The following is a 21,807-nucleotide window of genomic DNA, read 5'->3' as shown; positions in this document are numbered from 1 at the left end:
AAGCTTCAAGGCCTCCCAGTGAATACCCCCATGACCTTGAGTGTCATGAAAGGCATCCTCAGGCATTCGCGCAAGATTGTACGGCCGGTCAAACTGTTGTGAGTGCCATTGAAGGTGGCGGCCAGGGACGGTCCGTCAGGGTCTGTCTCAAGGATGCGGACACGCACGGTTTCTCCCGGCGGCATCATGCGGAAGTGATACGTCTGCACCATGTCGAGGAAGGGCGAGACGTAGAACTGCTTGTCCTGCGTTTGCCGGATACCCGCTTCGCTCACCTGATCCACCGTCACGGGGGCAACATAGGTGTGCAGGTCGCCAAAGGTGTTGCGCACCTCGTAGACAATGCCGGTCAGGCTGCCTTCGCTGTCGTAGGCATAATAGACGCTGAGCGGGTTGAACACGTAACCCAGCATGCGCGGATAGCACAAAAGCAAGACGCGCGCGGGACGTGCCACGCCTTTTTCCGCCAGAAGCCTGTCCACATGAGCCCGGAGATCCGAGCCGTCACAGGGGCCGTGGTCTTTCTCATGGAAGGACAGCAGATTGAAATGGCGGTGGGAGAAGAACCAGCTTTGCCGGCTCGCTTCCTTCAGTCTGTCCAGGTCGATCAGCAGGCTGAAGACGGAATAGCTGAACCGGTGCGGGACTGGCTTCATGCGGGCATGCATGACCTGCCCGGCATAGAGGCTTGCTGCCTCCGCCGGGGCAGGGCCATTCCCGCTCATGCTTGTGTTGCCGTGCCGTTCGGTCATGTGTCGGGTGCCTTTACTCGGCTGCTTCCGCAAGGCCGGACGTGCCAGCCGCCGCAGAGCGCCAGGGAAGTTCCGCACCAAGGGCCGTTGCCACCTTCAGGCCGGAAACCAGACCGTCTTCGTGGAAGCCATGCCCTTGCCAGGCTCCACAATACCACGTGTTGGCCACGCCCTGTATGCGCGAGAGTTGTTGCTGGGCCGCCAGCGCACCTGCATCAAACTGCGGGTGGTCATAGGTGAAGCGGGCAAAGGTCAGATCCTCGCGCGGTTCGTGCGGCGGATTGAGCGTGACGAACAGCGGGCGGCTGTAGTCAATGTTCTGCAGCCGGTTCATCCAGTAGGACACGGCTACATCAGTGCCGTCCGCAGCGCCAGTGCGGGCGAGATAGTTCCAGGAAGCCCAGACGCTCTTGCGCTTCGGCATCAGGCTTTCGTCCCGGTGCAGATAGACCGCATTGGGCCGGTAGCGGATGGTCGAGAGAATGCGGCGCTCGTCCTCGCTTGCGTCATCCAGCATGGCCAGCGTCTGGTCCGTGTGGCTGGCTAGAATGACGTGATCGAAGATGTCTTCTTGACCGGAGGCATCGCGCACATGCACCTTGCCGTCCGCCCGGCGCACACTGGTGACGGGCGAGCCAAGCCGCACATGGCCGCGCAGCGGCTCAAGCAGGCGCTGCACATAGTTGCGGCTGCCGCCGGAAACCGTGCGCCACTGCGGCCGGTCGAAATTGATCAGGCGGTGGTTCTCGAAGAAAGCGACGAAGGATGCGGCAGGGAAGGCCAGCATCTCGGAGGCCGGTGTAGACCAGATAGCCGCGCCCATCGGCACCAGATAATCCTCAATGAAGGCGGAGGAGAACTTGCGCGCCCGCATGTAATCGCCAAGGCTCATGCCTGTCAGATAACCCGAGGCAAGATCGGCGGCACATTGGCGGTTGAAGCGCAGGATCTCGCGCAGCATCCAGAGGAAACGCGGTGAGACCATGTTGCGCCGCTGGGCGAAGATGGTGCCCAGATTGGTGCCCGCCCATTCCCGCCGACCTTCATCCACCGATAGGGCAAAGCTCATGTCACTGGCTTCGGTCGTTACGCCCAGGTGTGCAAAGAGTGCGGTCAGGTTGGGGTAATTCAGCTCGTTGTAGACGATGAAGCCTGTGTCTACCGAAATGGCGGCGCCGTCATAATCGATATCGACCGTGGCACTGTGCCCGCCGGGTCGCAGGCGCTTTTCGTAAACGGTGATTTCGTGTTGGCCGCTGAGGGCCCAGGAGGCGCTGTTGCCCGAGATACCGGAACCGATGACTGCAATCCGCATTCTGTATCCTTGTCATGCGGGACGGGGTGTCCCAAAGGTGGGGCAGCGGGGAAATGCCTTGTGTTGCCAGATCTTACGCTGCGCCAAAGCGGGCGGATCACGGACCGGAAATTTTGTTGTGCGGGAAGGGGAGCGAACAGGCCGTGCCGGAGGAGCGAAAAGGCTAGTTCCGCCTCAGGCGCTTTGGCGGATGATCAGTTCCGGGGCGAGGCGGACGATTTCGGCGGCGGCTTCTGCGCCTTCTGTTCCACTGTGACCTTCAATGCGCTGGCGCAGGAGGCGAAGTGCCTCTCGCGTGGTTTCCAGCACCGGATTGCGCACGGTCGTCAGCTGATAGGGCTCCCACGCAGCGGCGGGGATGTCATCAAAGCCGGTGATGGCGATATCGCCCGGAACGCTGAGGCCGAGGCGGCGGGCGGCGGCGATGGCGCCAAGTGCCATGGCATCATTGCCGCAGAGAATGGCGTCAGGCTTTTCCGGTGCGGTGAGCAGGGTGAGTGCCTGTGCAAGGCCGCTGTCGACGGAATAATCGCCCTGACGTGCAGCCAGCAGCTTCATGCCGCGCCGGGCCAGCGCCTGCGTCAGCCCGTCGTGGCGCTCGATGTTGGAGAATGTCTCCGGTGTGCCGCCGATCCAGGCCAGTTTCCGGCGGCCGGTTGAGGCAAGGTGCTCCACCAGCAGTTCCAGTCCCAGCCGGTTGTCGCAGCACACGGCATCCGTATCGCCGCCCGGCATGATGCGGCCGACCATGACAATGGGAGCGCCAGAGTTGCGGCAGCGTTCAGCCAGGGCCGGGCTGACGGAACCGGCGGCAACAATCGCCCCGTCCACCTGATAGGCGAGGGCATCTTCCAGCGCATTGTCCAGCTCGTCACCCGGCTGCACCTGAAGCAGAAGTGGCCAGTTGCGGGCAGCGCGGATTTCCCGGCTCATCGTTTCCAGCAGCCAGGCTTCATAGGGGCGTGAGACGGCGCCGACCACAAGGGCAATGAGGCCGGTGTGGCTGCCGGTGAGGCCGCGGGCGATGCGGTTGGGGCGATAGCCGAGGGATTCGGCCACGGCCAGCACGTGGGCACGCTTGCGGGCTGCGATCGGTGCCCCTTCCGTGAAGGCGCGGGAAACCATGGCGCGGGAAACGCCTGCGGCTTCGGCAACATCATCGGCGGTGACGCGCATTCCTTCTCCGGCTCACTTTGCAAACGCGTGCATATCCTGCATTGCACAAAAAACGGCGGTTTGCAAATCATGTTGACATAAAACCGTCATGCGCTGAACATAGATTGAACGCGCTTTCAATCGGAGGAGGTCCCCATGGGAACTGAAGCGCTGTCACTGGAGGAGGTGTCCATTCGCCTTGGGCAGTCTCTCATTCTCGACGGCATCTCGCTGGAGGTGCCAGCGGGCACCTTTACCTGCCTGCTGGGCCCTTCGGGCTGCGGCAAGACAACATTGCTGCGCTCCATCGCGGGCTTTGCCCCGCTGAGCGCAGGAGACATCACTGTGGGCGGACGCTCCATCGCCGGTCTTGCGCCCGAGGCGCGCCAGACGGCCATGGTGTTCCAGTCCTATGCCCTTTGGCCGCATATGTCTGTGGCTGGAAACCTGACCTATCCGTTGAAGCTGCGTGGCCTGCCCAAGGCCGAGCGGGAGCGGCGGGCAGAGGAGGTTCTGGCGCTTCTGGGCCTTGAGGGCTATGGCGGACGCTCCGTCACCAGCCTGTCCGGCGGCCAGCGTCAGCGTGTGGCGCTTGGCCGGGCGCTGATCATAGATCCGCCGCTGCTGCTGCTGGACGAGCCGCTTTCGAACCTCGATGCCTCCATCCGCCGCAGCCTGCGCGGCGAATTGCGCCGTCTGCAGCAAAAGTCGGCATCACCACCATCATGGTCACCCACGACCAGGACGAGGCGCTGGCCATGGCCGACCGTATCGTGCTGATGCGCAAGGGGCAGATCGTGCAAGTGGCGAGCCCCGAGGAGCTGTACAGCGCCCCGGCGGATCTTGAGGCGGCGCAGTTTCTTGGCGTCAGTAATGTCACGGCCTTCCGCCATGGCGATCCGGTTGCAGCCTTCACGAAGCTGGCCGGGTTCCGCACTGAGGCTGCACGCGCTTTCACTTCTGCAGAGGTTCTGCCGGAAGGTCCGGCGCTGTTACGGAAAGGGCAGGTCAGTGCCTGCGCCTATGCGGGCGGCACCTACCAGATCACCATTGATTCTGCCGGGGAGAGCCTGTCGGGCTGCTCACCTGTTCCCATCGCAGCGGGCGCTGATGCGTCCCTCACTGTTCCGGCCTCGATGCTGATGAGCTTCGATGCCGAAAACCGCCTGCTTCAGGGCACGCTCCACGGGGCGGTTCTGGAGACACGGCACTAATTTTCCCACTCACGAACTTCAGGGAAGACCAGACATGAAACTCAGGATTGCCCTTGCCAGCATGCTGGCGGCCACGACCCTTGCGACAACTCTTGTGACCAGCGTGTCGGCCCAGACCCTGACGGTGGTCACGGCCGGTGACACCAACATGGTGGACTACATCAACGACTACCTCGGGCCGAAGTTCGAGGAGGCCCATCCGGGCGTGACCGTGCGCGCGGTCGGCACCGGCCCCGGCGATGGCGGCAGCCAGGCGATCTATGAAAAGATCGACGCCCAGAAGGGCAAGGACGTGTGGGACGTTGACGTTGCCGTCGTGCATCAGCGCATGGCTGGCAAGATGGTCGAGGAGAAGCTGCTGTCGAGCTACCGCGATGGGCTCGCCACGGCCAAGCTTGTCACCCGCGAAACGGCGGAAAACTCGCTCGGCGTGAATGTCTCCGGCTATGTCATGCCGATGTTCCACAGCCAGATCGCCATTGCCTACAATCCGGACGTCATCGCCAACCCGCCGCAGTCCTATGAGGAACTGGCCAAGTGGGTGAAGGAAAACCCCGGCAAGTTCGGTTACAACGGCATCACCGGCGGCATGGCTGGCGTCGGCTTTGTCTTCGGCTGGATGTATGCCTTCTCCGGCGCGGCTGACGAAATCCGCAACGGGCCGTGGGTGGATGGGGCTGCTGACAAGTGGACGCCTGCGCTCACCTCGCTGCGCGACTTCAACCAGAGCGTCGTCATGACCCCCGGCAACGCCGGCACGCTGGATGCCATGAACCGCGGCGAAATTGCCATGGGTCCGGTGTGGATGGACATGTTCTACACCTGGGTTGCCGATGGCCGCCTCAACCCGAACCTCAAGCTGATGATCCTGTCGCCGGGCATGCCGGGCCAGCCGATGTATTACACGGTGCCGGCCAAGGCTGCTGAGCCGGAACTCGCCAAGGAGTTCATCGCCTTCGCCACCAGCCCGGCTGTCCAGGCTGACGGCATCGTGCGCCGCTTCAACTGGTTCCCTGGCATCGATCCGCAGAACGTCAAGAGCGAGCTGACGGACGCCGAATGGAACCGCCTGTTTGCCGACGTGACCCCGGAAACGCTGGCCGAACGTGGCTGGTCCATGCCGCAGGCCAAGTACTTCGCGGCAATTCTGGAAGCCTACGAGAAGAACGTCGCCAAGTAAGATGTGACTTGGGGAGAGGGCTTGCTGACAGTCTGCCCCGAGCCCTCGCATCTATTCTTCCGATCCCGTCTGGCCCGGCTTTTCCGCCGGGCCAGACATCTCGCCTTTCAGGGAAAAGGCCGGAGGCCGCCGTGCGGACAAACCGGCTAAGAGGAAATGCCTCATGACTGCACATTCTGCCGCTGACACGCTGCAGCCCCGGCAAGAGGCCGGTCCTGCTGCCGCAGGTGGGCTTTTCAGCCGTTTGGCGGGCATGGGCGCCGGGCTGCTGCTCGTTGCCCCTGCGCTGACGGCCATTGGCCTGCTTTATGCTGCACCGCTGCTGCGCTCGCTCATCACCGCCTTTCAGGACGGAGAGGGCGGCTTTTCGACGGCCAATATCGCCAAGGCGCTGGAGTTCTACAGTGGCGACATCATCTTCTCCATTCTTGTTGCCCTCGGCTCGCTGGCGTTGATTGCTGCCTCTTCCATCGCCATTGCCGGTTATCTCACGCTGGGCGAAAGCCGCTGGGCCGTGCCCCTGCTGCGCTGGCTCTACCGCTGGCCGCTGTTCATTCCCTTCATCGTGGCCGGGCAGACGGCACGCTCCTTCCTTGCCCGCAACGGAATGCTGAACACGCTGCTGGTGGAGGGCGGGGTGCTGGATGCCGCGTCTGCCCAGAGCCTGCTCGACTGGCGGGGCCTGATGCTGACCTTCGCCTGGAAACAGATCCCCTTCGTCACGCTGCTGCTCGCCGGGGCCATGGCCTCGCTTGACCGGTCCACCATCGAGGCGGCGCGCAATCTGGGGGCAGGGCGGCTGCGCTGCCTGTTCGATATCGTGCTGCCGCAAGTGCGCCCGCAGCTGCTGGTGGCGCTGGTGCTGTCGCTGGTCACCATCATGTCGGTGCTCTCCGTGCCCGCCATGCTGATTTCCGGCAATCCCACCATGATGACGGCGATGATGGCCCACCGGGTCACCTATTACGGCGACTACGCCGTCGCCAATGCGCTCGGCCTGTTCTCCTATCTGCTGACGGCAGTGGCGGCCTGGGCTTACCTGCGCATGACGCTCAAGGCAAAGGCAGGCCAATGACCACTCTCACAAGCCTTGCCCGCAAGGCGGGCGCCACCCTCGGCCTTGCCCTCGCCATGGGGCTGGTGGCCTTCATCGTCTTCGGACCGCTGACCAATCTGGCCATCTGGGCCTTTGCCGAACAGTGGTTCTATCCCAATCAGTGGCCGACCCGCTGGGGCTTCGAGTTCTGGGGGCGGGTGTTCCGGCCGCGTGCGGGGGCGTGGGAGTCGCTGTGGAACTCCGTTTCCATCGCGGCGGCGACCGTCGGCCTCTCCATGGCCCTGTCCATTCCGGCCGGTTATGCGCTGGCGCGGCTGGCGCTGCCCGCCCGCAGCTTCATCATGCTGATCTTCCTGCTGCCGCAGGCCTTCCCGTCGCTGCCGATCTTCGTCAACATTGCCGCGATCTTCTACGGCCTCGGGCTCAATGGCACGCTCTTCGGCGTGGTACTGGTGCATTCGCTGCCCGGTCTTGTATATGCGGTGTGGATTGCCACGGCTTCCTTCAGCGCCGTGGACCGCAGCATGGAGGAGGCGGCGCGCAACCTCGGGGCAGGGCCCTTGCGCACATTCCGTGACATCACTCTGCCGCAGGCCTTTCCGGGGCTGATGGCCGCGTCGATCTTCGTCTTCCTCGACAGCATCGACGAGTTCACCGGCACCTATTTCGTCGGTGCGCCGGACATCTCGACCCTGCCGATCCTCATGTTCAACGCCAGTATGGGCGGCAATTACCAGATCGCCGCCATCACCGCCTTGATCCTCCTGATCCCCTCCGTCGGCTTCATGCTGGTCATCGAACGCTTCCTGAAGGCGGATGTGCTCTCGCGCATCGGCCGCTGACTGAAAGACCTTTCAGGAATGTACATCCTTCATTTCTCTGACTTCCATCTCTTCGCCGCAGACAAGGAAAGCGCTCACCCGCGCCCCGATACGGTGGCGGCGGTGGAGAAGGTGCTGGCCGATGCCGCCAGCCTGACGCCGCAGCCGGATCTGGTGCTGATCTCCGGCGATCTGGCCGACTGCGGCAGCGCGGAAGATTATGCGCTGGCCCGGCAGATGCTGGCCCGGTTTGATGCTCCCGTGCTTGTGGTGCCGGGTAACCACGACCGGCGCGCTGCCATGCGTGCGGCCTTCGCGGACAGCATCCGCTTCACGCCGGAGCCATTCCTCAACTTCGACATGATACACAAGGGTGTCCGTGTCATTGGCCTTGATACGATCATCCCGGGCAAGGTCGAGGGGGAACTTTGCGCAGAGCGTCTTGGCTGGCTGGCGGAGCGTCTGGCGGACGAAAAGGCGCGGGAAGAGACCACCTCCGGCGTCACCTTCTTCATGCTGCATCATCCGCCGTTCGGCCTTGCCTCACCCGCCTGGGACTGGATGACGCTGACGGCGGGAAGAGACGAGTTGCGCACGCTTCTGGCCGGTTTCCCCGGCCACCTGCGCCTGCTGACGGGCCATGTGCACCGGCCGCTGATCACCAGCTTTGCCGGGCACTTCGCCGCCATCGCCGGCAGCCCAGCCTTCCAATATGCCCCCGGCCTCGGCTGGACCAGCGAGCCGCCGCTGTCCGCAGAGCCCTATGTCTACTGGCTCCACCACATCACCGGCTTCGGCGAAGTGATCACCAGCCCCCGGATGATTGATCTGGAGTGAGGAGGCTTGCAGAGTGCCGGAGCCTGCTGAGGAGGCTCCGGGATCTGCAATAGGGCAGCGCACAAGTCGGTCTCACGGTGGCGCCGGCAGACCCAACGCCAAAATCTGGACGAAAAAAGCAGGACTTGCGTCCTGCCTTTTTAGTTCCGCGTCTAAACTCCCCGTTTTACACCAGTGCTCTTTTAAGCTTCTGGTGCCGGCTGCGAACCCGAAGGTGCGCCTGGGGGATCTTCCTCCCAAGACTCAGACCGCGATGCCTCTTTTCAGTGGCTCCGAACGTTGAAAATCAACGTCCTGTTCTTATGAAGCTGGAAACTAGCGCATCGACACAAACTTGTCACTATTTTGAGCGCATAAGCACAAACTTTTTGCATGCCGCTTTCTGATGCGGTTTGCCAGCTTCGGAAAAATGGCCGCCTCGGGGCGCCTTATATCTGGAAACGGCGGATAACCGGGCATTTGGCGGCAAGGGGCTTGAGTTTTTGCCGCGCCTGCGGTTTCTCTCAGGCCGTCCCGCATATGGGCCCGGCTTGCGGGCCAAGCAAGACCAGAGAGAGACCATGCGCCTGTCCCGCTTTTTTCTGCCGATCCTGAAGGAAACCCCCAAGGAAGCGGAAATCGTTTCGCACCGCCTGATGCTGCGCGCCGGCATGATCCGTCAGCAGTCCGCAGGCATCTATTCCTGGCTGCCGCTTGGTTTTCGAGTGTTGCGCAAGATCGAGAAGATCGTTGAGGAAGAGCAGAATCGCGCTGGCGCCATCCAGCTCCTGATGCCGACGATCCAGTCTGCTGACCTGTGGCGCGAAAGCGGGCGGTATGATGCCTATGGCAAGGAGATGCTGCGCATCGAGGACCGCCACGAACGCGAAATGCTGTTCGGCCCGACCAATGAGGAGATGATCACCGACATCTTCCGTGGCTATGTGCGCTCCTACAAGGATCTGCCGCTGAACCTCTACCACATCCAGTGGAAGTTCCGTGACGAGGTGCGCCCGCGCTTTGGCATCATGCGTGGCCGTGAGTTCCTGATGAAGGATGCCTATTCCTTCGACATTGACAAGGAATCGGCCCGCCATGCCTATAACCGCATGTTCGTTGCCTATCTGCGCACCTTCGCCCGCATGGGCCTGAAAGCCATTCCGATGCGCGCCGATACCGGCCCCATTGGCGGCGACATGAGCCACGAGTTCATCATTCTGGCCTCGACCGGTGAAAGCGCCGTGTTCTGCGACAAGAGCCTCTTGGACATGCCCGCTCCCGCCGCTGACACCGACTTTGCCTCTGATCTCACGCCGCTGGTCGACCAGTGGACAACGCCTTATGCGGCAACGGAAGAGATGCATGACGAAGCAGCCTTTGGCGCGCTGCCTGCCGACGCGCAGGTGTCCGCCCGCGGCATCGAAGTGGGTCACATCTTCTATTTCGGCACCAAGTATTCCGAAGCCATGGGCGCAAAGGTCATGACCAAGGAAGGCACGGAAGTGCCGGTGCACATGGGCTCCTATGGCGTTGGCGTGTCGCGTCTGATGGGCGCGCTGATCGAGGCGAGCCATGACGAGGAAGGTATCATCTGGCCGGCGTCCGTTGCGCCGTTCCATGTGGGCCTCGTCAACCTGAAGCCGGGCGGCGCAGACACCGATGCGGCCTGTGAGGCACTGTATCAGCGTCTTGAAAATGCCGGGATCGAAGTCCTGTATGATGACGTCGACACCCGCGCCGGTGCGAAGTTCGCCACCATGGACCTGATCGGCCTGCCGTTCCAGCTCATCGCTGGTCCGCGCGGCCTCAAGGATGGCGTGATTGAAGTGAAGGAACGGGCCACCGGGACCCGCGAAACACTCACCATCGACGCGGCCTTCAATAAGGTCCGGGAAGCACTGGCTGTCTGAAGCCATCTTTCCGGCTCCCGCATCTGGGGGTAAGGGACCGGGCGAACAGGATTTCTGCCGCCCGGTCTTGTACTATCCGCGGTGACCACCGATTTGCCGCTTGTGGCCTTCTGGCCAGCGGCTCCGGACGCAAGGCAGAGCATGAGCGGACCCAAGGACGTTTCCGGCAAAGGCAAGCAAACCCAGGCAGCGCAGGATACCCGTGCGCCAGGCAAGGCCTTTGCCCCTTTCGAGTGGATGCTGGCCGGGCGCTATTTGCGTTCGCGGCGGCGTGATTCCTTCATTTCCGTCATCGCCGGCTTCTCCTTTGCCGGAATCACTCTGGGCGTTGCCACGCTGGTGATCGTCATGGCGGTGATGAACGGCTTCCGCTCCGAGCTTCTGTCCAAGATTCTTGGCATCAACGGCCATATGCTGGTCCAGCCCATCGATCAGCCGCTGACAGATTTCGACGCTGTTGCATCCCGGCTTCAGGGCGTTGAGGGCGTGGTCGCAGCTGTGCCTTTTGTGGAGGGGCAGGCGCTGGTCACCGGACCTGCAAACAGTCTCGGCGCATTGGTGCGTGGCCTTTATGAGCAGGATCTGAGGCGCCTGCCGCTGGTTGCCAGCAACATCCGCATGGGAACACTGGATGGCTTTGATACGGGCGGCGGCGTTGCCATTGGCACGCGGCTCGCCGCCCAGCTGGGCCTGACCATCGGCGATACGCTGTCCATCATTTCCCCCGCGGAACGGTGACCCCGATGGGGGTGACGCCACGGCGCAAATCCTATCCGATCACGGCGATTTTCGAGATCGGCATGTCGGAATATGACAGCACCATCGTGTTCATGCCGCTGAAGGAGGCGCAGAGCTACTTCAACATGGATGACAAGGCCACCGGCGTTGAAGTCTATGTGACCGATCCCGACAGCGTCGGCTCCATGCGCAGCGCCATTGAAGACGGGGCAGGGCGTCCGGCCTTCGTGACTGACTGGCGCCAGCGTAACACCACCTTCTTCTCCGCTCTCGAAGTGGAGCGGAATGTGATGTTCCTCATTCTGACGCTGATTGTCGTCGTCGCTGCGCTCAACATCATTTCCGGCCTTACCATGCTGGTGAAGGACAAGGGCAAGGACATCGCCATCCTGCGTACCATGGGGGCGACACGTGGCTCTATCCTGCGCATCTTCGTCATCACGGGGGCGAGCATCGGGGTGGTTGGCACTGTTTCCGGCTTCCTGCTGGGCCTGCTGGTCTGCCTCAACATCGAGAGCATCCGTCAGGGCATTTCCTGGCTGACGCAGACGCAGCTCTTCGACCCGACGCTCTATTTCCTGTCCAAGATGCCGGCGGAAATGGATACGGGCGAGACCATCATGATCCTCATCATGGCGCTGGTGCTGTCGCTGCTGGCAACGCTCTATCCCGCCTGGCGGGCCGCGCGTCTCGACCCGGTGGAGGCGCTGCGTTACGAATGAGCAGCACGACCGGCACTGCCCCCGCAACCTCCGCAAGACCAGCCAAGAGCCCGCCCATGTCCGTTCCGGCGCTGCGCCTTTCCGGTGTCTCCCGTGTCTTCCACGAGGCTGACCGCAAGCTTGAAATCCTGAAGGGTGCAGACCTGACGCTGGATGGCGGCCAGATGGTGGCGCTTGTCGCGCCGTCCGGCACCGGTAAGTCCACGCTTCTGCATCTGGCCGGTCTGCTGGAACGCCCGGATGAGGGCGAGGTCTATGTGGGCGGCAAGGCCTGCAGTGCCATGAGTGATGACGAGCGCACGGCCATCCGGCGCAATGACATTGGCTTTGTCTACCAGTTCCACCACCTCCTGCCCGAGTTTACGGCGCTGGAGAACGTGATGATGCCGCAGATGATCCGGACGCTGCCGAAGAAGGTCGCGGCGGAGCGGGCAGCTCAACTGCTCGACTATATGCGGCTTGGCGAGCGCGGCAGCCATCATCCGTCCGAGCTTTCGGGCGGTGAACAGCAACGTGTCGCCATTGCCCGTGCTGTTGCCAATGCACCGCGCCTGCTGCTGCTGGACGAACCGACCGGAAACCTCGACCCGGAAACGGCGGCCTATGTGTTCGATGCGCTCTATGCGCTGGTGCGGGCCTCGGGCGTTGCCGCTCTCTTTGCTACTCACAACATGGAACTGGCCGGGCGCATGGACCGGGTGATCACCCTGCGTGACGGCAAGGTGGTGGATCTCTGACATCTTGCTCCGAAGCGGTTCATGCGGGGCTTCTGCGATGTGAGCACCTTCGGAGCCGGTTTCGCCGGAAGAGGCAAGAGAGACCGATGTTCACAATCTGTTCACTATGGCTGATGCTTTTCGCCCGCTCCCTCCGGAGCGGGCTTTTTTGGTCTTGAAAGGTGAACGGGAAGAGAACAAAATAGATACATATTGAGCTTCCCGCTCAGATGGCTTGATCCAAGAGGAGGTATCCATGACCTTTTTCGCAAGAGACGTCGCAGCCTTCGGTTCGCTGGTCATTTTCGTTGCCACCATCGCCGTCTGGGGCGAAGTTCTGTTTGCCGTACACTGATCCTGGCACCTGATGCTGGCAAGGTGTTGCTCTGGCATCGGGCAGGAGAGAACGGCATGGCCGCGGCCTTCTGCGGTCATCCAAAGAAAACAGGCGCTGCCATGGCGCATTTGCCCCTTCCTGCCACGTGCGGGGCTCGACAGGGCAAGGGCATAGCGTTCATGTTAGGGGACACAGTTTCAAAGGCTGGCGCTTGCGGGTGCCTGCCGCAGGCGGACCGGTTTCCGGCTGCCCGAGAGTGAAGTCCCATGTCTGCAAATCCCGGTTTCGTTCACCTGCGCGTTCACTCGGCCCTGTCGCTGCTGGAAGGCGCGCTGCCGATCAAGAAGCTGCTCGACCTTGCCAAGGCCGATGCGCAGCCGGCGCTGGCGATCACCGACACGGGCAACCTCTTCGGCGCGCAGGAGTTCGCGGGCAAGGCCTGGGGTTCCGGCATCCAGCCGATTATTGGCTGCCAGATCTCCGTCGCCTTTGACGAGGAGGGCGGCGATGACCGCCGTGGCGATCTCGCGCTTTTCGACGTCGTTCTGCTGGCGATGAGCGAGCGCGGCTACGGCAACCTGATGGAGCTGACGAGCCGCGCCTTTCTCGACACGCCCACCGGCCAGTTGCCGCATGTGTCGATCGCCTACCTCGAATCGCGGGCGGAAGGCGTCATTCTGCTGACCGGCGGTGCCAGAGGCCCAATCGGCAAGGCGCTGCTGACCGGCAATCGCACGTTGGCGCAGGCACGTCTTTCCCGGCTGGCAAAATCCTTCGACGGCCGCTGCTATGTGGAGCTCCAACGCCACGGCATGGCCGATGAACGGCGCACGGAAGCCGGTTTCATTGATCTTGCCTATGACATGGGACTGCCGCTGGTGGCCACGAATGAGGCGTTCTTCCCCAAGCGCGAGGATTATGAGGCCCATGACGCGCTGATCGCCATTTCCGAGGGGCGGGTGATCTCCGACGAGGAGCGCCGCCGCCTGACACCGGAGCATTATTTCAAGTCACGCGCGGAGATGATCGAGCTCTTTGCCGATCTGCCGGAGGCGGTGGAGAATACCGTCGAGATCGCGCTGCGCTGCCATTACCGGCCGCTGAAGCGCAACCCCATCCTGCCGCGCTTTGCGGGGGCCGATGCAGATCCGGAAGAGGCCGAGCTTGCCGAGTCTGCCGAGCTCAAGCGCCAGTCCCGCGAGGGCCTTGCGGAGCGCCTGCGGGTGCATGGCCTTGCCGATGGCCTGACGGAGAAGGACTACTGGGACCGGCTTGAATTCGAGCTGTCGATCATCGAGCGGATGAAGTTCCCCGGCTACTTCCTCATCGTTTCGGACTTCATCAAATGGGCCAAGGCGCATGACATTCCGGTGGGGCCGGGTCGTGGCTCGGGCGCAGGGTCACTGGTCGCCTGGGCGCTGACCATTACTGACCTCGACCCCATGCGCTTCTCGCTTCTGTTCGAGCGCTTCCTCAATCCGGAACGTGTGTCGATGCCGGACTTCGACATCGACTTCTGCCAGAACCGGCGCGAAGAGGTGATCCGCTACGTTCAGGAGAAATATGGCCGCAGCCAGGTGGCGCAGATCATCACCTTCGGTTCGCTGCAGGCCCGCGCCGTGTTGCGTGACGTAGGCCGCGTGCTGCAGATGCCCTATGGCCAGGTGGACCGGCTTTGCAAGCTGGTGCCCGCCAATCCGGCCAACCCGGTGACGCTGGCGCAGGCCATCGCCGACGAGCCCCGCCTGCGTGAGGCGGCTCGCGAGGAAGAGGTTGTCGAGCGCCTTCTGGAAATGGCGCAAAAGCTGGAAGGGCTGTACCGCCATGCGTCCACCCACGCCGCCGGTGTAGTGATCGGCGACAGGCCGCTCGAACAGCTGGTGCCGCTCTACCGCGATCCGCGCTCCGACATGCCGGTGGCGCAGTTCAATATGAAGATGGTGGAAGAGGCCGGACTGGTGAAGTTCGACTTCCTCGGCCTCAAGACCCTGACCGTCATCGACACGGCGCTTAAACTGATCGCGCGCAAGGGCGTCCATATCAGAATCGAGGAAGTGCCGCTGGATGACGAGAAGACCTACCGTCTTCTTGCCGCCGGTGAAACGGTGGGCGTGTTCCAGCTGGAAAGCCAGGGCATGCGCCGCGCCATTGCAGGCATGAAGCCTGACCGTTTCGAGGACATCATTGCGCTGGTGGCGCTCTACCGTCCGGGCCCGATGGAGAACATCCCGGTCTACAACGCGGTCAAGCACGGCGAGCTGGAGCCCGATTACCTGCATCCGCTGCTGGAACCGATCCTGAAAGAGACGAACGGCATTATCGTCTATCAGGAACAGGTGATGCAGATCGCGCAGGTGCTTTCCGGCTACTCGCTCGGCGAAGCTGACCTTCTGCGCCGCGCCATGGGTAAGAAAATTGCCGCCGAAATGGAGGTCCAGCGCGCCCGCTTCGTCGATGGTGCGGTGGAGCGTGGCGTCGACAAGGATCAGGCCGGCACGATCTTCGACCTTGTGGCCAAGTTCGCCAACTACGGCTTCAACAAGTCGCATGCCGCCGCCTATGCGCTCGTTTCCTATCATACGGCCTGGCTGAAGGCGAACCACCCGGTGGAATTCATGGCCGCGTCCATGACGCTCGATCTGGGCAACACGGACAAGCTGGGTGACTTCCGCCAGGAAGCCCGCCGCATGCGGATCGAGGTGATGCCGCCGTCGATCAACCGCTCCATGGTGCATTTCGACGTGGACGAAGGCCGTATCGTCTATGCCATGGGCGCCATCAAGGGCGTGGGCGAGCAGGCGGTGCAGCATATCGTCGATGTGCGCGGCGACCGGCCTTTCCGCAGCCTCAGCGACTTCGCAAGCCGCATCTCGCCGAAGTTCCTTAATAAGAGAACGCTGGAAAGCCTTGTTAATGCTGGGGCATTCGACTGTATCGAGCCGAACCGGGCACGGGTGTTCGAGGGCCTCGACCGCATCATGGGGCTGGCGCAGCGCACCGAATCCAACGCAACCCTTGGCCAGAACGACATGTTCGGCGGGGCAGGGGTGGAGGAAGAGCTTCAGCTGCCGGAGGTGAATGGCTGGCTGCCGGGAGAGCGGTTGCAGCGCGAGCATGCGGCCATTGGCTTTTATCTGTCATCCCACCCGCTTGATGAATATGCGCCGCTGCTGGAGCGCATGCGGGTGCAGATGTGGGCGCAGTTCTCCGAGGCCGTGAAGCGCGGTGCGTCGGCGGGGCGTCTGGCCGGAACCGTGATTTCCAAGCAGGAGCGCAAGACCAAGTCCGGCAACCGCATGGGCATCGTGCGCTTCTCAGATCCCACCGGCCAGTTCGAGGCACTGCTCTTCTCAGAAAAGCTCGCCCAGTTCCGAGATGTGCTGGAAGTCGGCAAGTCCATGGTGGTGCTGGTCAACGCCGACATGCGCGACGATGAGCCTTCCATCCGCATTGAGCAAGTGGACCCGGTGGAGGTGATGGCCGCACGCGTGCAGAAGAGCCTGCGCGTCTTCCTGCGCGACCCGCGCCCGCTGAAGAGCCTGTCGCGTCACCTTGGCGTTAAGGGCGAAGGGGAGGTGAACGTGGTCGTGCTGCTGGACGAGGGCAAGCGCGAGGTGGAAGTCCGTCTTCCCGGCCGCTACCGCCTGTCGCCAGAAATCGCCGGTGCGCTGAAGGCCGTGCCGGGCGTTACGGACGTGCAACTGGCCTGATCTGCCGCCGCCAAAGGGCGTGCGAGGGTGTGAAAACCTGTCATTTGCGCTTGTCATGGCGCGGATGCGCGCATATAAGGCGCCCATTCCACACACGGGGGAAGGCTTTGGCTTGTCCATTTGCCGTTCCGGTGTCTGCTTCGGCCTCAGGCTGATGCACCACGCTCCCCGTGGAGGTTCAACCGGAAAAATATGGAGTTCAGGGCCATGGCATTGCCCGATTTTACCATGCGTCAGCTGCTTGAAGCTGGTGTGCACTTTGGTCACCAGAAGCATCGCTGGAACCCGCGCATGGCGCCGTACATCTTCGGCGTTCGCAACGACATCCACATCATGGATCTCGGCCAGACCGTTCCGCTGCTGCACCAGGCTCTCAAGGCCGTCAGCGACACCGTTGCCAAGGGCGGCCGCGTGCTGATCGTCGGCACCAAGCGTCAGGCTCAGGAAGCTGTTGCCGAATCCGCACGCAACTGCGCGCAGTACTTCGTCAACGCACGCTGGCTCGGCGGTATGCTGACCAACTGGAAGACCATTTCCGGTTCGATCCAGCGCCTGCGCAAGCTCGAAGAGACCCTGTCCACGGACACTTCCGGCCTGACCAAGAAGGAAAAGCTGTTCATGGACCGCGAGCGTGAGAAGCTCGAGCGGAACCTGGGCGGCATCAAGGACATGGGTGGCCTGCCGGATCTGATCTTCGTGATCGACACCAACCGTGAAGCCATCGCCATCCAGGAAGCCCGCCGTCTGGGTATCCCGGTCGCTGCGATCCTCGATCTCGAACTGCTCGCCGGAAGGCATCACCTATCCGGTTCCGGGTAACGACGACGCCGGCCGCGCGATTGCGCTGTACTGCGACCTGATCGCCCGCGCTGCCCTCGACGGCATCTCCCGCGCTCAGGGTGGCATGGGTATCGACGTTGGTGCGTCCGAAGCTGCTCCGATCGAGCCGGCTCTGGATGCTGAAGAATCGGCTGAAGCCTGATTCTGTTGCAGGTGCGGCGCCCGGCGCCGCACCTGTTCTGACCCTGGCAGCGGCCTGAAGGCTGCGCCGTTTCAAGGTCAGGCGCGGCATTGCCGCTGACGAAGTCCCCTCTTGCGGGAACCGTCATAAAGGCGCGGTTGGCCATGGGCTAAACCGTGCGAAGCTTTAACTCCGATTCACGAGGCTACCATGAGCATTACCGCAGGAATGGTGAAGGATCTGCGCGAGAAGACTGGCGCAGGCATGATGGACTGCAAGGCTGCTCTGACCGAAACCAACGGTGACATGGAAGCAGCGATCGACTGGCTGCGTGCCAAGGGCCTCGCCAAGGCAGCCAAGAAGGCTGGCCGCGTGGCTGCTGAAGGCCTGGTTGGCGTTGCATCCAAGGGCACGACCGCTGCCGTCATCGAGCTGAACTCCGAAACCGACTTCGTGGCCCGCAACGACGGCTTCCAGGCTCTGGTGCGCGATGTTGCCGCCGTTGCCCTGACCGCTGGCGGTGATGTCGAGGCGATTTCCGCTGCCGGCTACCCGGGTTCCGACAAGTCCGTTGACGCGTCCATCAAGGATGCCATCGCCACCATCGGCGAGAACATGACCCTGCGCCGCGCAGCCGTCCTGTCCGTCAACGACGGCGTTGTCTCCACCTATGTCCACAGCGCTATCTCCGATGGCCTCGGCAAGATCGGCGTGCTCGTTGCGCTTGAGTCTGCTGGTGACAAGGACAAGCTGAACGCTCTGGGCCGCCAGATCGCCATGCACATTGCCGCCACCAGCCCGCTGTCGCTGAACGTCGACCAGCTCGACCCGGCAGTTGTGGAGCGTGAGCGCGCCGTGTTCATCGAACAGGCTCGCGAATCCGGCAAGCCGGACAACATCATCGAGAAGATGGTCGAAGGCCGTATCCGCAAGTTCTACGAGGAAGTCACCCTCGTGAAGCAGGCTTTCGTCATCGACCCGGACAAGACCGTCGAGCAGGCTGTTGAGGCCCTCGGCAAGGAACTCGGTACCGCAGTCAAGCTCTCCGGCTTCGTCCGCTTCGCTCTCGGCGAGGGGATCGAGAAGGAAGAGACGGACTTCGCGGCAGAGGTCGCTGCGGCGGCCGGCCACTAAGCCCAGAGGGCGCCGGATCAAACCGGCGCCTTTTTTTGACAGCCCTTTTTCCTGATCATTGAACCGGAAGGTGTGCCCATGACCAAACCCCTGCGCTGGCGCCGTGTGCTTCTGAAACTCTCGGGCGAGGCCCTGATGGGCAGCCAGTCCTTCGGCATCGATCCGGCAGTGGTCGAGCGGATTGCGCTTGAGATTGCCAGTGCCGTGAAGCTGGGCGCGCAGGTGGGTGTGGTGATTGGCGGCGGCAACATCTTCCGCGGCGTCGCCGTGGCCGCCAAGGGCGGCAACCGCGTCACCGGCGACCACATGGGCATGCTGGCGACGATCATGAACAGCCTGACCGTGGCCGACGCCCTGCGCCGCCACAACATCCCGGCCCGCGTGCTTTCGGCCGTGCCGGTGCCTTCCATTTGTGAGACCTTCACCCAGCGCGGTGCTGAGCGCTACATGGAAGACGGCGACGTGATCGTTTTTGCCGGCGGCACGGGCAACCCGTTCTTCACCACCGATTCCGGCGCAGCGCTGCGTGCTGCCGAAATGAAATGTGATGCCTTCCTGAAGGGCACCCAGGTGAACGGCATCTATTCGGAAGATCCGAAGATCAATCCGGATGCGGAGCGCTACACCGAACTGTCCTATGAGGACGTGATCACCCGCAACCTCAAGGTCATGGACACGACGGCCATCGCTCTGGCCCGTGACAACAAGATCCCTGTGATCGTCTTCTCGATCCACACTCCCGGCGCTCTGGTGAGCGTTCTGGAAGAGCGCGGCCTCTACACGGTCGTCAGCTGATTTTCCAAAGGGCGGGAGGGCTTTTCCGGTCTTCCCGGCATCAGGACATGCAGAGTGGTGGAATGCGGCTTGCGCATGCACCTCTCTCCTGCTTATTCAGGGGCTCTGCCTGAGTTGGTCTTGTCTTTCGGCGAGACTGTGCCATGTTTGCGCCGCGCCAGCAAAGCGTGAGCCAACGAAGAACAAAGCGAGGAAGTTATGCCGGTTGAAGGTGTCGATCTCAAAGATCTCGAGCGTCGTATGCAGGGCGCACTTGGTGTTCTGAAGACCGAACTTGCGGGCCTTCGCACCGGCCGGGCTTCCTCCAGCATGCTGGATGCCATCGTCGTCAACGCCTATGGCCAGTCGATGCCGATCAATCAGGTTGGTACCGTGTCCGTTCCGGAGCCGCGCATGGTCGCGATCCAGGTTTGGGACAAGGGCATGGTCAGCGCCGTCGAGAAGGCGATCTCGCGAGTCCAGCCTTGGCCTCAACCCGGTGATCGATGGCCAGCTGCTGCGCCTGCCTATCCCGGAACTGAACGCCGAGCGCCGGCAGGAGCTGATCAAGGTCGCTCACAAGTACGCCGAGGCTGCCAAGGTTGCCATCCGTCACGTGCGCCGCGACGGCATGGACATCATCAAGAAGCTGGAGAAGGACGGCGGCATCAGCCAGGATGACGCCCGCGTTGCTTCCGATGACGTGCAGAAGCTGACCGACGCCCAGATTGCGGAGGCCGACAGCATGCTGGAAAAGAAGCAGCAGGAAATCTCCCAGGTCTGAGGATCTGAAAGGGGGCCGGTTTTGTGCCTGCCCCCGCCAGCCTGGAAGTGTGCCCGGGGGACTTGATGACCAGCCGACCTGAAACTGGCTCCAGTGTGACAGGCCCCGCATCCGGCGGCGGATCTGTGCCACGCCATGTTGCCATCATCATGGATGGTAATGGCCGCTGGGCGCAGGCGCGTGGCCTGCCGCGCACTGAAGGTCACCGCCATGGGCTGGAAGCGCTGCGTCAGATCATCCGCCATGCTTCTTCCCGTGGCGTCGGCTTCATCACGCTCTACAGTTTCTCGTCTGAAAATTGGCGCCGTCCGCCCACTGAGGTCAGTTTCCTCATGTCGCTGCTACGCCGCTTCGTGCAGCGCGATTTGACGGAATTGCACAAGGCCAATTGCCGGGTGCGCATCATTGGCGAGCGTGAAGGGCTGGATCCTGGCATCCGCAGCCTGCTTGAAGAGAGCGAGCGCGTGACGGCCGCCAACACGGGCATGACCGTTGTCATCGCCTTCAATTATGGATCGCGGGACGAAATCACCCGTGCAGTGCGCAAGCTCACGCAGCAATATCTGGCGGAAGGACGCGATCCTTCGGCCATTACGGATGCGGAGATTTCAGCAAATCTCGATACGGCCGGTATTCCGGACCCGGACCTCATCATCCGCACCAGCGGGGAGCTGCGCCTGTCCAACTTCCTTATGTGGCAGGCGGCCTACTCCGAATTCTACTTCACGCCGGTTCTGTGGCCTGATTTCGGTCCGCAAGAGTTTGATGCTGCGCTTGCCTCTTTCTGTGAGCGTGAGCGGCGTTTCGGCGGTGTCACCGCCACGGGTTCCTGATCATGTCCGGGGGGCAAACGGCAACAGCGGGACCGGTGGTCCGGCCGGGCCAATGGCGGACCTGAAGCTGCGCTTCATTTCCGCGCTGATCCTGGGGCCGCTCGTGCTTCTCATTGCCTGGCGTGGCGGTGAGGCATTTTTCGCGCTGGCTTTGCTTGGCTGCGCGCTGTTCCTGAAAGAATGGCTGGCAATTGTCGGAGCGCGGGCTGCCGGTCTGCCTGCTCTGGCGGGCTTTGCAACGCTTCTGGCGGTGGCAGGGCTGATCTATGCAGGGTTCGAACCATGGGCTCTTGCGGCGCTCGCAGCTGGTGCAGGGCTTAGCATCCTGTCTGCCCGTGGCGGGAAGACAGGCTTCTGGACGGCAGAAGGCATCCTCTATTCCAGCCTTGCCCTCGGTGCCCTGATGCTGCTGCGCCGGGGCAGTGACGGCGAGCTGCACGTCTTTTTCCTGCTCGCGGTCGTCTGGGTGACTGACGTTGCTGCCTATTTCACAGGGCGCAAGCTTGGTGGTCCGAAGCTCTGGCCGCGCGTTTCACCGAAGAAGACCTGGTCTGGCGCCGTCGGCGGCTTGATCTTTGGCGCCCTCGGCGGCCTCGGTGTTGTTGCGGTTCTGGGTCAGGGCGGCACGTTGGCCTGGTTTGCCTTCGGTCTTGCTGTTTCTGCTGTATCCCAAGGGGGCGATCTCCTGGAATCGGCGATCAAGCGGCGGTTCGGCGTCAAGGATTCCGGCCGTCTCATTCCCGGCCATGGTGGCATCATGGACCGGATCGACGGGCTGGTGGCCGCTGCCATTTTTGCCGTGCTGTGCGGGCTTCTTTTCGGCGGCAGTCTTGCCGATCCGATGTCCGGCATCGGTTTTCAGTAAGTTCAAAAGCCTG

The 21,807-nt window shown here is 62.6% G+C and carries 16 protein-coding genes and 3 pseudogenes; 16 read left to right on the top strand and 3 right to left on the bottom strand.

Annotation, left to right across the window (positions count from 1 at the left end):
• Positions 1–5: 5 nt before the first annotated feature.
• The 3 genes from ACQB61_RS09880 to ACQB61_RS09870 form a co-directional block, all read right to left on the bottom strand.
• Positions 6–752: a DUF1365 domain-containing protein gene (locus ACQB61_RS09880; RefSeq protein ID WP_430512490.1), complete on the bottom strand. Its 747-nt coding sequence runs from the start codon at positions 750–752 to the stop codon at positions 6–8.
• Positions 753–765: 13 nt separating this feature from the next.
• Positions 766–2,067 carry an NAD(P)/FAD-dependent oxidoreductase gene (locus tag ACQB61_RS09875; protein ID WP_430512489.1) on the bottom strand — a complete coding sequence of 434 codons (1,302 nt, stop codon included), beginning with the start codon at positions 2,065–2,067 and terminating at the stop codon, positions 766–768.
• Positions 2,068–2,241: 174 nt separating this feature from the next.
• Complete coding sequence (locus ACQB61_RS09870; protein WP_430512488.1) at positions 2,242–3,243, bottom strand: LacI family DNA-binding transcriptional regulator; 1,002 nt, start codon at positions 3,241–3,243, stop codon at positions 2,242–2,244.
• 135 nt (positions 3,244–3,378) lie between these two features.
• Between ACQB61_RS09870 and ACQB61_RS09865 the strand changes: the two genes are divergently transcribed.
• The 16 genes and pseudogenes from ACQB61_RS09865 (at position 3,379) to ACQB61_RS09790 (ending at position 21,794) form a co-directional block, all read left to right on the top strand.
• Positions 3,379–4,002, top strand: coding sequence for an ABC transporter ATP-binding protein (locus tag ACQB61_RS09865; protein WP_430512487.1), 624 nt, complete (start codon positions 3,379–3,381; stop codon positions 4,000–4,002).
• Entirely contained in the window at positions 3,948–4,436 is a 489-nt protein-coding gene (locus ACQB61_RS09860) for a hypothetical protein (protein WP_430512486.1), read from the top strand. The genes ACQB61_RS09865 and ACQB61_RS09860 overlap by 55 nt, the downstream gene beginning before the upstream one ends.
• A gap of 34 nt (positions 4,437–4,470) precedes the next feature.
• A complete protein-coding gene (locus ACQB61_RS09855; RefSeq protein ID WP_430512485.1) occupies positions 4,471–5,616 on the top strand; it encodes an extracellular solute-binding protein in 1,146 nt (381 codons plus the stop codon).
• Between the two features lie 163 nt (positions 5,617–5,779).
• On the top strand, positions 5,780–6,691 hold the full coding sequence (locus tag ACQB61_RS09850; RefSeq protein ID WP_430512484.1) for an ABC transporter permease: 912 nt from the start codon (positions 5,780–5,782) through the stop codon (positions 6,689–6,691).
• Entirely contained in the window at positions 6,688–7,515 is an 828-nt protein-coding gene (locus ACQB61_RS09845) for an ABC transporter permease (protein WP_430512483.1), read from the top strand. The genes ACQB61_RS09850 and ACQB61_RS09845 overlap by 4 nt, the downstream gene beginning before the upstream one ends.
• A gap of 18 nt (positions 7,516–7,533) precedes the next feature.
• Positions 7,534–8,331 (top strand): metallophosphoesterase family protein, encoded by a 798-nt coding sequence (locus ACQB61_RS09840; RefSeq protein WP_430512482.1) that lies wholly within the window; start codon positions 7,534–7,536, stop codon positions 8,329–8,331.
• Between the two features lie 560 nt (positions 8,332–8,891).
• Positions 8,892–10,220, top strand: a complete 1,329-nt coding sequence (gene proS / locus ACQB61_RS09835) for a proline--tRNA ligase (RefSeq protein WP_430512481.1) — start codon at positions 8,892–8,894, stop codon at positions 10,218–10,220.
• 237 nt (positions 10,221–10,457) lie between these two features.
• Positions 10,458–11,680, top strand: a pseudogene (locus tag ACQB61_RS09830) (lipoprotein-releasing ABC transporter permease subunit).
• 56 nt (positions 11,681–11,736) lie between these two features.
• Positions 11,737–12,417, top strand: a complete 681-nt coding sequence (locus ACQB61_RS09825) for an ABC transporter ATP-binding protein (protein ID WP_019964658.1) — start codon at positions 11,737–11,739, stop codon at positions 12,415–12,417.
• A gap of 582 nt (positions 12,418–12,999) precedes the next feature.
• Complete coding sequence (gene dnaE, locus ACQB61_RS09820) at positions 13,000–16,443, top strand: DNA polymerase III subunit alpha (protein ID WP_430512480.1); 3,444 nt, start codon at positions 13,000–13,002, stop codon at positions 16,441–16,443.
• A 207-nt stretch (positions 16,444–16,650) separates the two neighbouring features.
• Positions 16,651–17,425 (top strand): annotated as a pseudogene (gene rpsB / locus ACQB61_RS09815) (30S ribosomal protein S2).
• A gap of 189 nt (positions 17,426–17,614) precedes the next feature.
• Positions 17,615–18,538 carry a translation elongation factor Ts gene (gene tsf, locus ACQB61_RS09810; protein ID WP_430512479.1) on the top strand — a complete coding sequence of 308 codons (924 nt, stop codon included), beginning with the start codon at positions 17,615–17,617 and terminating at the stop codon, positions 18,536–18,538.
• Positions 18,539–18,616: 78 nt separating this feature from the next.
• Positions 18,617–19,333 (top strand): UMP kinase, encoded by a 717-nt coding sequence (gene pyrH, locus ACQB61_RS09805; RefSeq protein ID WP_334249912.1) that lies wholly within the window; start codon positions 18,617–18,619, stop codon positions 19,331–19,333.
• Between the two features lie 198 nt (positions 19,334–19,531).
• A pseudogene (frr, locus tag ACQB61_RS09800) lies at positions 19,532–20,096 on the top strand (ribosome recycling factor).
• A gap of 65 nt (positions 20,097–20,161) precedes the next feature.
• Positions 20,162–20,929, top strand: coding sequence for an isoprenyl transferase (locus ACQB61_RS09795; protein ID WP_430512478.1), 768 nt, complete (start codon positions 20,162–20,164; stop codon positions 20,927–20,929).
• Positions 20,930–20,981: 52 nt separating this feature from the next.
• A complete protein-coding gene (locus tag ACQB61_RS09790; RefSeq protein WP_430512477.1) occupies positions 20,982–21,794 on the top strand; it encodes a phosphatidate cytidylyltransferase in 813 nt (270 codons plus the stop codon).
• The last annotated feature ends 13 nt before the right edge of the window (positions 21,795–21,807 follow it).

It is taken from the genome of Pannonibacter phragmitetus (assembly GCF_050510895.1).
Lineage (GTDB): Bacteria > Pseudomonadota > Alphaproteobacteria > Rhizobiales > Stappiaceae > Pannonibacter > Pannonibacter phragmitetus_B.
The sequence above is the reverse complement of the archived record's forward strand: the minus strand, read 5'-3'. Positions and strand labels throughout refer to the sequence as shown.